Origin of the sequence: Pseudomonas sp. dw_612 (genome assembly GCF_018449725.1) — a bacterium.
In the GTDB taxonomy this organism is placed as follows: Bacteria; Pseudomonadota; Gammaproteobacteria; order Pseudomonadales; family Pseudomonadaceae; genus Aquipseudomonas.
This window is the reverse complement of the sequence record NZ_JAAVVC010000029.1, coordinates 61,536-76,375: the sequence shown is the minus strand read 5'-3', so window position 1 is coordinate 76,375 and position 14,840 is coordinate 61,536. Positions and strand designations below refer to the sequence as shown.

General features: G+C 60.7%; 13 protein-coding genes and 1 pseudogene. 10 read left to right on the top strand and 4 right to left on the bottom strand.

What is annotated here, in order from left to right:
- Positions 1-117 precede the first annotated feature (117 nt).
- Positions 118-1,041, bottom strand: a complete 924-nt coding sequence (locus HB680_RS30085) for a TIGR03571 family LLM class oxidoreductase (RefSeq protein WP_213941932.1) — start codon at positions 1,039-1,041, stop codon at positions 118-120.
- A 276-nt stretch (positions 1,042-1,317) separates the two neighbouring features.
- On the opposite strand from HB680_RS30085, the gene mrdA reads away from it, so the two are divergent.
- Positions 1,318-3,210, top strand: coding sequence for a penicillin-binding protein 2 (gene mrdA, locus HB680_RS30080; RefSeq protein ID WP_213941931.1), 1,893 nt, complete (start codon positions 1,318-1,320; stop codon positions 3,208-3,210).
- A 12-nt stretch (positions 3,211-3,222) separates the two neighbouring features.
- Here mrdA and HB680_RS30075 read toward each other — a convergent pair whose 3' ends face one another.
- Positions 3,223-4,182: a LysR family transcriptional regulator gene (locus tag HB680_RS30075; RefSeq protein ID WP_163913340.1), complete on the bottom strand. Its 960-nt coding sequence runs from the start codon at positions 4,180-4,182 to the stop codon at positions 3,223-3,225.
- A gap of 156 nt (positions 4,183-4,338) precedes the next feature.
- Here HB680_RS30075 and HB680_RS30070 point away from each other — a divergent pair, with 156 nt between their 5' ends.
- The 6 genes from HB680_RS30070 to HB680_RS30045 all read left to right on the top strand — a co-directional run bounded on the left by HB680_RS30070 (position 4,339) and on the right by HB680_RS30045 (position 9,807).
- Positions 4,339-5,640, top strand: a complete 1,302-nt coding sequence (locus HB680_RS30070; protein WP_213941930.1) for an MFS transporter — start codon at positions 4,339-4,341, stop codon at positions 5,638-5,640.
- On the top strand, positions 5,637-6,392 hold the full coding sequence (locus tag HB680_RS30065; protein WP_163913343.1) for a class II aldolase/adducin family protein: 756 nt from the start codon (positions 5,637-5,639) through the stop codon (positions 6,390-6,392). Before HB680_RS30070 ends, HB680_RS30065 begins: the two co-directional genes overlap by 4 nt.
- On the top strand, positions 6,389-7,318 hold the full coding sequence (locus HB680_RS30060) for a glyoxylate/hydroxypyruvate reductase A (protein ID WP_213941929.1): 930 nt from the start codon (positions 6,389-6,391) through the stop codon (positions 7,316-7,318). The genes HB680_RS30065 and HB680_RS30060 overlap by 4 nt, the downstream gene beginning before the upstream one ends.
- Before the next feature lie 103 nt (positions 7,319-7,421).
- Positions 7,422-8,795, top strand: a complete 1,374-nt coding sequence (locus HB680_RS30055; RefSeq protein ID WP_213941928.1) for an MFS transporter — start codon at positions 7,422-7,424, stop codon at positions 8,793-8,795.
- 15 nt (positions 8,796-8,810) lie between these two features.
- Positions 8,811-9,203, top strand: a complete 393-nt coding sequence (locus tag HB680_RS30050; protein ID WP_213941927.1) for a RidA family protein — start codon at positions 8,811-8,813, stop codon at positions 9,201-9,203.
- The gene (locus HB680_RS30045) at positions 9,196-9,807 is read left to right on the top strand and encodes an RraA family protein (protein WP_213941926.1); all 612 of its coding nucleotides are present in this window, start codon (positions 9,196-9,198) and stop codon (positions 9,805-9,807) included. Before HB680_RS30050 ends, HB680_RS30045 begins: the two co-directional genes overlap by 8 nt.
- On the opposite strand, the gene HB680_RS30040 is transcribed toward HB680_RS30045, so the two are convergent.
- On the bottom strand, positions 9,804-10,736 hold the full coding sequence (locus HB680_RS30040; RefSeq protein WP_213941925.1) for a LysR family transcriptional regulator: 933 nt from the start codon (positions 10,734-10,736) through the stop codon (positions 9,804-9,806). The two genes, HB680_RS30045 and HB680_RS30040, sit on opposite strands and share 4 nt — an antisense overlap.
- Before the next feature lie 164 nt (positions 10,737-10,900).
- Here HB680_RS30040 and HB680_RS30035 point away from each other — a divergent pair, with 164 nt between their 5' ends.
- On the top strand, positions 10,901-12,211 hold the full coding sequence (locus HB680_RS30035; RefSeq protein ID WP_213941924.1) for an MFS transporter: 1,311 nt from the start codon (positions 10,901-10,903) through the stop codon (positions 12,209-12,211).
- Between the two features lie 23 nt (positions 12,212-12,234).
- Entirely contained in the window at positions 12,235-13,464 is a 1,230-nt protein-coding gene (locus HB680_RS30030; protein WP_213941923.1) for a Zn-dependent hydrolase, read from the top strand.
- Positions 13,465-13,478: 14 nt separating this feature from the next.
- Here HB680_RS30030 and HB680_RS32980 read toward each other — a convergent pair.
- Positions 13,479-13,577, bottom strand: a pseudogene (locus HB680_RS32980) (metal ABC transporter ATP-binding protein); the annotation flags it as partial.
- 40 nt (positions 13,578-13,617) lie between these two features.
- On the opposite strand from HB680_RS32980, the gene HB680_RS30025 reads away from it, so the two are divergent.
- Positions 13,618-14,643, top strand: a complete 1,026-nt coding sequence (locus tag HB680_RS30025; RefSeq protein WP_213941922.1) for a histone deacetylase family protein — start codon at positions 13,618-13,620, stop codon at positions 14,641-14,643.
- Positions 14,644-14,840 lie beyond the last annotated feature (197 nt).

Sequence of the window (14,840 nt, the reverse complement as noted above, 5' to 3'; positions counted from 1 at the left end):
AAATTCCGAAACCCCTATCTGCGTATGCAGGTGGGGGTTTTGTTTTTGTCCGCAGGAAAGTGGCGCAAAGAAAAAGGGACAGCTCAATGCTGTCCCTGATGACCACCCACCGCACCGTCAATGAAACATCGGCAGAACGTGTTCCGCGATCTCCTCAATCACTTCCGACACTGGTCGTTCGCTACGACGCATATGCAGACCCACATGCTGTACACCGGCGTCACGCAAAGCCTGAAGTTCATCGATCAATGCCAGTCGCCCGCAGCTACCGCCGAAGCGCACACGCCGCATCGGCGCATACGGATTCGCTTCCAGATCCAGATGAACAAAGCTGATGTAAGGCTTGTCGCCACCGACCTCTCGCCACAGCCCCACTCGACGACGATGCTCATCCGGAGTGCCGGGGTAGGCGAGCCAACCGTCCATGTGCTGGCCGATCCACGCCGGAGACTGCTGACCAAGCCCCGCCACCAACAACGGCACCGGCTGATCACGCTCTGGTAGCAGGCGTGCACCTTCAGGTAAGCGACCGTCACCCTGGCTGCGCAACAACTCAACCGTATCGCGAAAGATTTCGCCGCGCTGGGCGTAATCCACACCAAACAACGGATACTCCATCGGACGGTCCCCACTGGCCACGCCAAGGAGCAAGCGTCCGTCACTCAGTTCATCGACACTATTAGCAGCCTTGAGCGTCAACCACGGCTGGCGCAATGGCAGCACCACCGCTGCCGTACCCAACATGATGTTTTCAGTGATCCCCGCCAAATAGCCCAGGTAGGAAAAGGCTTCAAACACCTGTGCAGCGTCACCGAAATTCGGGTCATACACCGGCACGTCGCGCACCCAAAGTGCACGAAACCCCGACTTATCGGCCAAACGTGCCAGAGCCGCGTGCTGCTTCAGGTCGGGAACACCAAAAGGCCTGTCTTCAGCCAGCCGCTGCCGTTGACCATCACTGGACCAATCGTTATCCAGCGGCAATTCAAGACCGATCGAAAACCCGGTCGAACCCAGTAATCGTTGAAAACGCGAGTGCATAAAAAACTCCAGAAAGGGAATGTCATGCACCCAGTATCCACAGGCCCATCTACAAGAAAAATGCATGAATGGGAATATCAATCTTGAGTAAAGCGCACGAGTACCTCACGCCACCCAACACGTCCGACCGTCGTTTTGGCCCTCAAGGACAACCATTCGAGGAAATCGCGCTAAAGTGCCGGCGTCATTTTTGGTATGGTGCAGCTCGTTTTTTAACGGACTGATTTCAAGCCCCAGGATCGGCGCCCCCTTCATCGTCAAAGAGCTGCTGCAGAAATGCCCGAACCGATACCGATCAAGGACCACGAAAAAGAGACGCGGCTGGTCAATAAAAGACTAATGGCCTGCGCCTTGTTTGTGGTCGCCATCACTTGCGCGCTGGTAGTGCGCATGTACGTGCTGCAAGTGGTCGAATTCGATTACCACTCGACCATCTCCGAGAACAACCGCGTCCACGTGTTGCCGATCACCCCGACCCGAGGGCTGATTTACGACCGCAATGGCGTGGTCCTGGCGGACAACCGGCCCAGTTTCAACCTGACCATCACCCGCGAACGCGCCTCCGACGTCAAGGAAGAGCTGGACGAGGTGGTCAACCTCCTGCACCTGCCGGCTGAAGACCGCACGTTGTTCGACAAAGCCATGAAACAGGCACGGCACCCCTTCGTTCCGGTGACCTTGTTCTATGAACTCACCGAACAGCAGATCGCCGTCCTCGCGGTTAACGAGTTCCGCCTGCCGGGGCTGGATGTGGAGCCGCAGTTCGTCCGTCACTACCCGATGGGCGCGCATTTCGCCCACTCGATCGGTTACGTCGGTCGTATCAACGAGAAAGAATCCAAGGCGCTGGATGGGGTGGAATACCGTGGTACCCAATCCATCGGCAAGACCGGTATCGAAAAATTCTACGAGTCGGAGCTGCACGGCCACGTCGGTTACGAAGAAGTCGAAACCAACGCCCAGGGCCGCGTGCTGCGCGTACTCAAACACACTGATCCGACACCTGGCAAAAACATCGTCCTGAGCCTCGACGTCCACCTTCAGGAAGCCGCTGAGGATGCTTTGGGGGATCGCCGTGGCTCGGTGGTCGCCCTCGACCCGTCAACCGGCGAAGTACTGGCCATGGTCAGCAAGCCAAGCTTCGACCCGAACATGTTCGTGACCGGCATCAGCTTCAAGGAATACGCGGCGCTGCACGATTCCATCGACCGGCCGCTGTTCAACCGCGTGCTGCGCGGCCTCTATGCGCCAGGCTCGACCATCAAGCCTGAAGTGGCCATCGCAGGTCTCGACGCCGGTGTAGTCACCCCGCAAACCCGCGTCTTCGACCCCGGTTACTATCAACTGCCGGACTTCGATCACAAATACCGCAACTGGAACCACAGCGGCGACGGCTGGGTGGACATGGACGCGGCGATCATGCGCTCCAACGACACCTACTTCTACGACCTAGCCCACAAGCTGGGTATTGACCGCCTTCACGACTACATGGCGATGTTCGGTCTCGGTGAGAAAGTCTCCCTGGACATGTTCGAAGAGTCGCCCGGTCTGATGCCGTCCCAGGCCTGGAAACGCGCGACCCGCCGTCAGCCATGGTTCCCCGGCGAAACGGTGATCCTCGGCATCGGTCAGGGCTACATGCAGGTCACGCCATTGCAACTGGCCCAGGCCACCGCGTTGATCGCCAACAAGGGCGTGTGGAACCGTCCGCATCTGGCCAAGACCGTCGACGGCGTAGCGCCGGTGGACGAGAATCCGATGCCGAACATCCTGCTCAAGGATCCGCGTGATTGGGAACAGGTCAACCACGGCATGCAAATGGTGATGCACGACGCGCGCGGGATTGCCCGGGCGGCCGCAGTGGGCGCTCAGTACCGCATTGCCGGCAAGAGTGGTACCGCTCAGGTGGTGGCGATCAAGCAGGGCGAGCGTTACAACCGGGCGAAAACCCTGGAGCGTAACCGCGACAACGCACTGTTCGTCGGTTTCGCCCCGGCCGAGCATCCGAAAATCGTGATCTCGGTGATGATTGAAAACGGCGAGGCCGGTGGTCGCGTTGCCGGCCCTGTGGTGCGGCAGATCATGGACGCCTGGCTACTCGACCAGGACGGCCATCTCAAGCCGCAATACGCTACGCCCGCCAAACCGCCGGGCGATCCTCACGTCTAAGCGCTCAAAGCTTCACAGCACAGGCTCACGAATGCTGAGCATGTGCTGGAAGCTTTCCAGGAACACCGTTTCGGCCTGAGTCATCTTCTGCTCGCGATTCCACAACAGCTGGATATCGAAATCCACCACGCCGTCTTCCGGCGGCAAACGCCAGAGCAAACCCTGCTCGACATCTCGCCGCACCAAGTGCACCGGCAAACAACCAATCCCGAACCCTGCGCAGATCAAGCGGTAAATTTCTTCGAAACTGGTGGAGGAGGCGACGATCTTGCCGGTAAAGCCCTGTTCATCACGAAACAGCGTCAGGGGCGAAAGATTGCCGCCCAATTGATCGCTGGTGAAGCTGACGAAGTTCTCCGCCGCCAACTGTTCCAGAGTCAGATTCTCCTGCCCGAACAGCCGATGACGCTGCCCGCAAAAATACGCATACCGTTCACGGAACAGCACCCGCTGCTCCAGCCGTGGCTGCGGTAAACGGCACAGGCCGACGCCAATGGTCGCGGTCTTTTGCAGCAACGAACTGATGATGTTCGAGCTGCCCATCACCTCGACTTCCAGTTCGATCTTCGGGTGGGTTTCATGGAAGTCCGCGAGGAATTCATCGTAATGCCGCGCCTGCACGCCGCTGACGGTAAGGATGCGGATCTTGCCCACCACATCGTCATGCCGACTTTCCACCACCGTGCCCAAGCGTGAAATATCGCCGTAGATGTCCGCCGCGATACGCAGGACTTCTTCCCCGGTTTCCGTCAGATCAAATCGCCGCCCACTGCGGGCAATCAACACACATTCCAATTGTTCTTCCAGGCGTTTCAGCGCTTGGCTGACCGCCGACTGGGTGATGTGCAAACGCGCAGCGGCGCGGCTCATGCTGCCTTCCTGGCCGATCACCAGGTAGGTGCGCAGCAGGTTCCAGTCGAGACGGTCATTGAGAAAGCGACGACCAACCCAAGGGTTCGAAGTAGAGGGCATAAAGCGTCCATGTAGTAGCGCAGCTAATAGTAAAGATAAGAATTTGAAAATTGACTAATCCTGGCACGGAAGCGATAAAGCCCACAAGCGCCACAGAGTGCAACCGTACACAGCCTTCAGTACCTGCCCAAAACTATAAATACACAGGGTCCTTGCATGCACACTACCCCTCAACCGCGACGCGCCGCGGCCGCTGCCTTCATTGGCACGACCATCGAGTTCTACGACTTCTACATCTACGCCACCGCGGCGGCGCTGGTGCTCGGGCAAGTGTTCTTTCCCAGCAGTGACCCGGTGATGAGCACCCTGGCGGCCTTCGGCAGTTTCGCCGTCGGCTTCATTGCCCGACCGATGGCCGGCATGGTCTTCGGTCATCTGGGTGATCGCCTGGGCCGCAAGAAAATGCTGCTGGTGACGATGGCGCTGATGGGCCTGGCCACCGCCGGTATTGGTTTGCTGCCGAGTTACGCCAGCGTCGGTATCTGGGCGCCGATCGGCTTGATCGTGCTGCGACTGATCCAGGGGATTTCTGTCGGCGGCGAGTGGGGCGGGGCGGTGCTGATGGCCAGCGAGCACGCACCGGCCAAGCGCAAGACTTTCTACGCTTCGTTCGCTCAGCTCGGCAGCCCGGCGGGTTTGCTGTTGGCGTTGATTGCTTTTCGTCTGGTGACCTCCCTTGAGCCGCAAGACTTCCTCGCCTGGGGTTGGCGTCTGCCGTTCCTCGCCAGCGGCGTGTTGATGATGGTGGGCCTGATGATCCGTTCCGGGGTTCACGAATCGCCGGAATTCGCCAAGGCCCGGGACAACAACGAAACTGCCCAATACCCGGTGAAGGACGTGATCCGCACCTGCTGGCGGCAGATCCTGTTCGCTGCCGCCGCCGTGACCATCGGTTCGGCCGGGTTCTTCTTCACCAACACCTTCATGATCACCTACGTCACCCAATATCAAGGCATCGCCCGCGCGACGATTCTCGACTGCCTGTTTCTGGTGACTGTCATTCAGTTGCTCTCGCAACCGCTCTCGGCACTGCTGGCCGAACGCATCGGCGAAGGCCGCTTCCTCAAACTCGTCGCGCTGCTGTGCATGGTCACGCCGTACCCGATGTTTCTCCTGGTGGGCACGCAAAACATTGTGCTGATGACCCTCGGCATCGCGCTGGCAGTGGTGATCCTCTCGGCGCTGTACGCGGTGATTGCCGGGTACATGACCCAGGCGTTCCCGGTGCACCTGCGCTACTCGGGCATTTCCATCGCTTACCAGTTGAGCTGCGCCCTGGCCGGCGGCACCACGCCGCTGATCGGCACGCTGCTGGCGAGCAAATTTTCCGGACAATGGTTGCCGCTGGCGGTGTTCTTCACCTTGCTCTCGGCCCTGTCCCTGATCGGTGTTTACGGCCTGGCCCGCCTGCGCGCCAACCCGGTCGTCACCCACGCTGCTAAAGAGGTGTATTCGTGAGTAAACCTGCACACATCGACCCGGTTGAATGGCAAGCCCGTTGCGAACTGGCGGCGCTGTATCGGCTGGTCGCGCACTTTCGCATGACCGACCTGATCGACACCCACATCACCCTGCGTATTCCGGGGCCTGAGCATCACTTTCTGATCAACCGCTACGGGGTGATTTTTGACCGCATGCGCGCCTCGGACCTGGTGCGCATCGATCAGGACGGGCGCAACGTCGATCCCGAATACGCCGGTCACAGGGTCAACGCCGCAGGCTTTGTCATCCATTCGGCGATCCACATGGCGCGCCCGGATCTCAACTGCGTCATCCACACCCACACCGCAGCGGGCATGGCGGTCGCGGCACAGAAGCAGGGCTTGTTGCCGATCAGCCAACACGCGCTGAAGTTCTACGGCAAATTGGCGTATCACACCTACGAAGGCATCGCGTTGTCACTGGATGAGCGCGAGCGTTTGATCGCCGATCTGGGGCCGCACCGGGCGATGATCCTGCGCAATCACGGCTTATTGGTTGGGGGTTCAGGCGTAGCCCAGGCGTTCCAGGAAATCCACTTTCTGGAGCGTGCCTGCCAGGCGCAGGTGGCGGCGCTGGCCGGTGGTTCGGCGTTGCATTACCCGTCCCCGGAAGTTTGCGCCCACACCGCCGAACAGTTTGACCGCGATGAACAGGACAACATCATCGACCTGGCCTGGGAGGCCGCTCTGACCCTGATCGAATCCCAGCGTGAGTCCTATCTTTCATGAATACCGTGGTTTTACTGTCCCGCGACACCCTGCTGCTCAAACAACTGCAAGCCGCGTTTGCCCGCAGCGCGCCGCAACTCACCACCGTGCTGGCCGACGATCCGCTGGCCAAACAGGCGCAAATTGCGGCGTGCTGGTTTCCGCTGCCGGGCAGCCTCGGTGCGTTACCGAACCTGCAAGTGATTCACTCGGTCGCCGCCGGTATCGATCACCTGGAACACGACCCCTCGTGCCCGGATTTGCCGGTGTGTCGGGTAGTCGATCCCGGCCATCGCCAGGGCATGACCGAGTACGTGCGCTGGGCGGTGATTCACTATCACCGTGGCTTCGATCAAGTGCTTGAGCAACAGCGCAAACAACACTGGGAGCGACCGCTGCAACGGGCGGCGGGGCAATTCAAGGTCGGGGTAATGGGACTTGGATCATTGGGCAGCGCGATTGCCCAGGATCTGGCCGCCGCCGGTTATGACGTTCGCGGTTGGGCCCGCCGTCGCAAGGATCTGAACGGCATCCAGACCTTCGCCGGTGCCGAACAACTGAACCCGTTTCTCGACGGCGTCGAGCTGTTGATCAACCTGTTGCCGCTGACCAGTGAGACTCGCGGCATTCTCGGTCATGCAACCTTCGAACACTTGGCCAATGGCGCCGCACTGGTCAATTGCGGGCGCGGCGGTCATCTGAATATCGACGATCTTGAACAGGCCCTGCACACCGGAAAACTGCGCGGTGCCTTGCTGGATGTCTTCGAACAGGAACCGCTGCCAACCGATCATCGTCTCTGGAGCATGCCCGGCGTCACGATCACGCCACACATGGCCTCGGCCGCGTCCCACGACTGTATTGCCGAACAAGTCGCGGAGAACTTCCGCCGTTTAAACGCCGATGAGCCGTTATTGAATTGTGCGGACCGAACACTCGGTTACTAACTAAAAACTCGCCCACTGAGTTGGGCGAGGCATAACAACAATCCCTCACTCTCAAACGATTTACTGCCAGTAAAAACAATTAAACCAATTCCTGGAGTCAGTGATGAGCGATCTATCGTCCGCAGAAAAGTCCGGCGCACCGCCGCAAGCCCCAATCAGCATGAAAAAAGTCGCCGTGGCCAGTGTCATCGGCACCACCGTGGAATGGTACGACTTGTTTGTCTTCGCCACGGCGTCGGCACTGGTGTTCAACAAAGTATTCTTCCCGGATTTTGTACCCTTGATCGGCACGTTGCTCGCGTTCGGCACCTTCGCCTCGGCCTATCTGGCACGAATCGTCGGCGCAGCGTTGTTCGGGCATTTCGGTGACAAGTTGGGACGCAAGTCGATGCTGTTGATTTCGCTGCTGACCATGGGCGCCGCCACCTTCGCTATCGGCCTGTTGCCCAACTACGCGGCCATCGGCATCTGGGCGCCGATCCTGTTGCTGTTGCTCAGGGTGATTCAAGGCCTGGCACTGGGCGGCGAGTGGGGCGGGGCGGTGTTGATGGCGGTGGAACATGCGCCGGCCAACAAGCGCGGTTTGTACGGTTCCTGGGTGCAAATCGGCGTGCCGGCCGGGACCATGATCGCCAACCTGGCCTTCCTGTTGATCGCCGCGTACCTGTCCCCGGAAGACCTGTTGGCCTGGGGCTGGCGCATCCCGTTCCTGGCCAGCGTGTTGCTGATCGCCGTGGGTTTGTACATTCGGTTGAACATCGCCGAAACCCCGGCCTTCAACAAGGTCAAGGCAGCCGAAGTGCAGGTGAAAATGCCCTTGGCGAAGGTGTTTCGCAAGTACTGGAAGCAAGTGGTGCTGGGCGGCATTGCCACGATGTCGACCGGGGCTTCGTTCAACATCATCGTCGCCTTCGGCCTGGCCTACGGCACGCAGAATCTCGGTTTCAGCCGCAGCACCATGCTCGGCGTGGTGTTGCTGTCCTGTGCGTGGTGCATCGTCATGTTGCCGGTGTTCGGCGCGCTGTCGGATCGCTTTGGACGCAAGCCGATCATCGTTGCCGGCATCGTCGCTGAAGCCCTGGTGGCGTTCCCGATGTTTTGGTTGATGGACACCAAAGAGCTGCCGTTGGTGATCTTCGGCTACCTGCTGTTGATGACGGCGTTCGCTGCGAATTACGGACCGATTGCGACCTTTCTCGCCGAGTTGTTCGGCACGCGAGTGCGTTATTCGGGGCTGTCGATCAGCTACATGTTGTCCGGTTTGCTGGGCAGTGCGGCGACGCCGATTGTCACCACCGCGTTGCTTGCGGCGACCGGCAAAGGTTCTTCGGTGGCTTGGTACATGATCGGCGCGGCGTTGATTTCGTTGCTGGCGTTGTTGCTGCTGACCGAAACCTTCAAGCGCGACATCAGCGAAATCCCGGTTGAAAAAACCGCCGACGCGCCGAACAAACCCTTCAAATCCGCTGCAGCCTGAAAGGAGCCCAACAGCATGCGCAGAATTCAATCCGCCCCAGGCTTTATCGGCCCGGTCGGGCCTTACTCCCAAGCGGTGGTCAGCGGCCATCTGGTGTTCACCGCCGGGCAGATTCCGGCTCAAAGCGACCTGAATGACCAACCCGCCGATTTCACCGAGCAAGTGCGGCAAACCTTGCGCAACCTGGAGGCGATCCTGATTGAGGCCGGGTCCGATTTCAGCCATGTGATCAAGGTCAACGCCTACCTCACCGACCCAGCGCAACTGGAGCCGTTCAACGCCGTGTATCGCGAATTTCTCGGCCATGCGCCGCCCGCGCGGACCACGGTGTGCGTGGCGTTGTGGGGCGTATCGCTGGAAATCGATTGTGTCGCCGAGTTGATCACGAAGGAATTGCACAATGCATGAGTCGAAACTGATCGAGCAATTAAAAGCCGTGAGCTTTCCAACCCTTGGGCATTTCCTGGAGGAGGGCTTTGCCGAATCGCACCTGCGGGCCATGGTACCCAACGTGAAAGTGGTCGGTCGCGCATTGACCCTGAAACTGGTCGGCGCCGATGCCATCGCGGTCAACCAGGCCTTGGCGCTGATCAAACCCGGCGATGTGCTGGTGATCGACACCGATGGCGACTGGCAACACGCCCCGGTCGGCGCGGTCACCAGTTGCGCGGCGCATTGCGCCGGTGCCGTGGGCATTGTGGTGGACGGCGCGGTGACTGACCTGCTGGAGCTGCGCGAAGCCGGACTGCCGGTGTTCGCTCGCGGCACCAGCCTGTTGACCACCAAGCTGCATGGGCGCGGCGACAGCCAGATCAATCAGCCGATCCAGTGTGCTGGCGTCACGGTCAATCCCGGGGATCTGGTGCTGGCGGACGACAACGGCGTGCTGTTTCTCGACTGGACAACCGCCGCCGCTGTGATTGATCAGGCCTTGGCTTCCGATCGCGCCGAACCACGTTTATTAGAGCGCTTGAAGGCCGGTGAGCCGGTGGCGCAGGTGCTACGCCTCTAGTCGCTCAGGCACGCCTGCAAGCTCTCGATAAACAGCGTCTCTGCGCGGCTCATGCGTTGCTCGCGGTTCCACAGCAAATGAATATCCACATCGGCAATCCCTTCGTGGGGCGGCAGGCGCCAGAGCAATCCGGCGTCGACGTCGGCCGCTACCACGTGCTCGGGCAAACAGCCGATACCAAACCCGGCGATCACCAGTCGCCGGACTTCTTCCAGGCTCGGCGACGACGCCACAATGCGCCCACTGAAGCCCTGCTGATCGCGAAAAATCGTCAGCGGCGAGAGCATGCCGCCAATCTGGTCGCTGGTGAAACTGACGAAGTTCTCCCGCTGCAAATCCCCTTCGGCGACGTTCTGTTGGCCGAACAGCGCGTGATGCTTGCCGCAGAAAAACGCATAGCGCTGACGCAGGAACAGCCGCTGTTCCAGGCGCGGTTGCGGCCGACGATTGAGGCTCAAACCGAGGGTCGCGGTTTTCTCCTGCAAGGCGCTGACGATGTCGGAACTGCGCATCACATCCACCTCCAGATCCACGCGCGGATGCTGGCGGTGGAAGTCGGCGAGGAAGTCATCGAAACGCTCGGAGAAGATTCGGCTGATGATCAGCAAGCGCACCTTGCCGATCACTTCATCAGCCGGTTGCTCCAGCACGCTGCTGACCTGCGACATCTGCCCGTAGATTTCCCCGGCCAGTTCGAAGATCTGCTCGCCAACTTCGGTCAGGGCAAAGCGTGGTCCCCGCCGGGCGATCAGTTGCCGGCCCAGTTGCTCCTCAAGCCGCTTCAACGCCTGGCTCACCGCCGGTTGCGTCAGGTGCAGGCGCGCGGCGGCGCGGCTGATGCTCAGTTCCTGGCCGATCACCCTGAAGGTGCGCAGCAGGTTCCAGTCGAGGCGGTCATTGAGCAGGCGTTGTACTTCGCGTTCGGCCATGGCGGCTCTCGATTATAAGCTGACGTAATAGTTCGCATAATAAATAGAAAATTGACTAATCATAGCCCTGGGACGATAAATCACCTTCAAGACAGGCGCCGCCAGAGTGCCTTGATGCATCCGATTTCCTCCTGCCAAAAAAATAATCAAAGGAGCCCGACCCCATGAAGCCTGTTGCTTCGTCTCAACCGCGCCGTGCCGCAGCGGCCGCCTTCATTGGCACCATGATCGAGTGGTACGACTTTTACATCTACGCCACCGCCGCCGCGCTGGTGTTCGGCGCGCTGTTCTTTCCCTCCGACGACAAACTGTTCAGCACCATGGCCGCGTTCGGCACCTTCGCCGTGGGCTTCTTTGCGCGGCCGTTGGGCGGGATTATCTTCGGCCATATCGGCGATCGCATCGGGCGCAAGAAGTCGCTGATCATCACCTTGCTGATGATGGGCGTGGTTACGGTGTGCATCGGTTTGCTGCCGACCTACGCCCAAATCGGCGTCGCCGCGCCGGTGTTGTTGATTCTGCTGCGCATCGTCCAGGGCATTGCGGTCGGTGGCGAGTGGGGCGGCGCGGTGTTGATGGCGGGTGAGCATGCGCCCAAGGGCCGCCGCAATTTCTTCGCCTCCTTCGCGCAACTGGGCAGCCCGGCGGGTTTGATCTTGTCGCTGCTGGCCTTCAGCGCGGTCACCCGGTTGCCGGAAGCCGATTTGATGAGCTGGGGCTGGCGCCTGCCGTTCCTTGCCAGCTCGCTGTTGCTGATTGTGGGCCTGGCGATTCGCCTCGGTGTGAATGAATCCCCGGAGTTCCTCGCCAGCCGCGAACTGGCGAGCAAAAGCACGCGCAAGGAACAGGCGCCGGTGATGGAAGTGCTGCGCACTGCTTGGCGTCCGCTGCTGCTGTGCATCGGCGCCAACACCCTCGGGATTGCCGGGGTGTATTTCACCAACACCTTCATGATCGCCTACACCACACAGCAACTCGAATTGCCGCGCTCGCTGATTCTTGAATGCCTGTTTGTGGTGGCGATCATTCAGTTCTGCATTCAGCCACTGGCGGCGTGGGTCGCGGAGAAGATCGGAGCGACGCGTTTTCTGTGCCTGATGTCGCTGTTGGCGATGGCCTCGCCGTACCCGATGTTCGTGTTGGTCAGCTCGGCCCAGGCGCCGCTGATCATCCTCGGCATCGCCCTGGCGGTGGTGTGCATGGCGTCGTTTTACGCGGTGATCGCCGGGTACGTCAGCGGCATGTTCGAGACGCGGGTGCGCTACACCGCGATCTCTCTGGCCTATCAGATTTGCGGTGCCGTGGCCGGTGGCCTGACGCCGCTGATCGGCACGATGCTGGCGCACAAATTCGCCGGCCAATGGTGGCCGCTGGCGGTGTTCTACAGCCTGATCGCCGCCACTTCGCTGATCTGCGTTTTGTCCCTTGCCCGTCGTCATGCCAGCGCTGAACGCGTCGAATTGGCCAACGCTTAACCCCGGTTTTTGAGGAGTCATTTATGTTGAAGATTAACGGTGAACGCCTGTGGGCCAGCCTGATGGCCATGGCCGAAATCGGCGCCACGGCGCGCGGCGGCAGTTGCCGGTTGGCCCTGAGCGATGAAGACAAGGCCGGTCGCGAACTGTTTTCTCACTGGTGCCGCGAAGCCGGCATGAGCCTGAGCGTGGACGCCATCGGCAACCTGTTCGCCCGCCGCGAAGGCACCGATCCGGACGCCGCGCCGGTGATGATGGGCAGCCACCTCGACACCCAACCTGAAGGCGGCCGCTTCGATGGCGTCTACGGCGTGCTCGCCGGCCTGGAAGTGGTGCGTTGCCTCAACGACCTCGGCCTCCAGACCCGCAAACCGCTGGAAGTGGCGGTATGGACCAACGAAGAAGGCGCGCGCTTCACCCCCGCGATGTTCGGCTCGGCAGTGTTCACCGGGATCATGCCACTGGACGCGGCGTTGGCGGTGCGCGACATCGATGGCATCAGCGTTGCCGAGGCCCTGCAACGCACCGGTTATGCCGGCGAGCGACCGTTGGGCGGCGCGGTGGATGCGTACTTTGAGGCGCATATCGAGCAAGGCCCGATCCTTGAAGACAACGCCAAGAGCATCGGCGTGGTCACCGGCGGCCAGGCGATTCGCTGGCTCGACGTGCGGGTCGAAGGCATGGCCGCCCACGCCGGCACCACGCCGATGCCGCTGCGCAAAGATGCGCTCTATGGCGTGGCGCGGATGATCCAGGCCATTGAAGTGTTGGCCACGGATTTCGCCCCGGAAGGCTTGACCACGGTCGGTGAATTGAGCATCAACAAGTCCTCGCGCAACACCATTCCGGGGCGGGTGAATTTCACCGTTGATTTGCGCCATCACCGCGATGAAGCGATCGAGGCGATGGAGCAGCAAGTGCGCGCGCGACTTCAGGCGATTGCCGACGGTCGCGGCTTGAACCTGACGATCACCCCTCACTGGATCAGCCCTGCCACGCCATTCGACGCGGAGTGCGTGGCGGCGGTGCAGCACGCGGTGGATGCCCTGGGCTACGCTCAGCAATCGATTGTCAGCGGCGCCGGGCACGACGCGATTCACCTGGCGCGTTACTGCCCGACGGCGATGGTGTTTATCCCGTGTGTGGGTGGGTTGAGCCATAACGAAGCGGAGGATGTGTTGCCGGAAGATGTGCGCCAGGGCACGGACGTATTGCTCAACGCCGTCCTGGCCCGCGCCGAAATCACTGAGTAACCCCAATCCCAATGTGGGAGCGGGCTTGCTCGCGAATGCGGTGTGTCATTCAACAATGATGTCGACTGACACTCCCTCTTCGCGAGCAAGCCCGCTCCCACAATTGAACGCATTCGGTTTCGAGATTTAGATCAACTGACAGGAATTTATCCCATGCGCAGTTTTTTCCACCCCGAACAATTACTCCACCACCCCCGCAACTACTACTCCCGCGGGCAGATGCGCACGCCACAGGAAGTCCCCGAACGCGCCCAGCGCCTGGTGCAGGCCACGCATTCCCTGGGCTTCAACGTCGAGCAACCGACCGACGCCGGTCTCGCGCCGTTGTTGGCCGTCCATGGCGCGCCGTACCTGACGTTCCTGCACGAAGCCCATCAACGCTGGAAAGAAATCCCCGAGGACTGGGGCGATGAAGTCATGTCGAACATCTTCGTCCGCGAGCCCAACGCCTTGCGCGGGATTCTCGCCCAGGCTGCCCGTTATCTGGCCGATGGCAGTTGCCCAGTAGGCGAACAGACCTGGCGCTCGGCCTATTGGTCGGCGCAAAGCGCGATTGCCGGCGCCCAGGCGTTGCTCGATGGCGAGCCGGCGGCGTATGCCCTGTGTCGTCCACCGGGTCACCATGCCCGGGCCGAAGCGGCGGGTGGTTTCTGTTATGTGAACAACGCAGCGGTGGCGGCGCAGGTGTTGCGTGGCGGATTTGCGCGGGTGGCGGTGCTCGATACCGACATGCATCACGGCCAGGGGATTCAGGAAGTTTTCTACGATCGCGATGACGTGCTCTACGTCTCGGTGCATGGCGATCCGACCAATTTCTATCCCGGTGTGGCCGGGTTTGCCGATGAGCGCGGCGTCGGGGCGGGGGAGGGTTTCAACCTGAACTTGCCGATGGCCCACGGTGCAAGCGAGGCGGATTTCCTTGGGCAACTTGAGGTGGCTTTGGCGGCGGTAAAGGACTTCGGCGCCGAGGTGCTGGTGTTGTCCTTGGGCTTCGATATTTTCGAACTGGACCCGCAGAGCAAAGTCGCGGTGACCCGGGAAGGGTTTGCCGCGCTGGGTGAGCGGATTCGCAGCCTTGGGTTGCCGTGTCTGATTGTGCAGGAGGGCGGGTATCACCTGGAAAGCCTTGAAGATAATGCCCGGGCGTTTTTTGTGAATGCCGAGGTGTGGCAGCTCTGAGTTTGAGGGTGTCTGTTAGATAGCCTTCGCGAGCAAGCCCGCTCCCACAGGTGAGCGCATTCCCATGGGTGTACTCGGTCACCTGTGGGAGCGGGCTTGCTCGCGAAGAACGATAACGCGGTCCCCCATATACAACACAAGCGCCCTACGGCTCTTGCCATCGCCCTGACGTTAACGTAAAGATTGACGCCACGGCG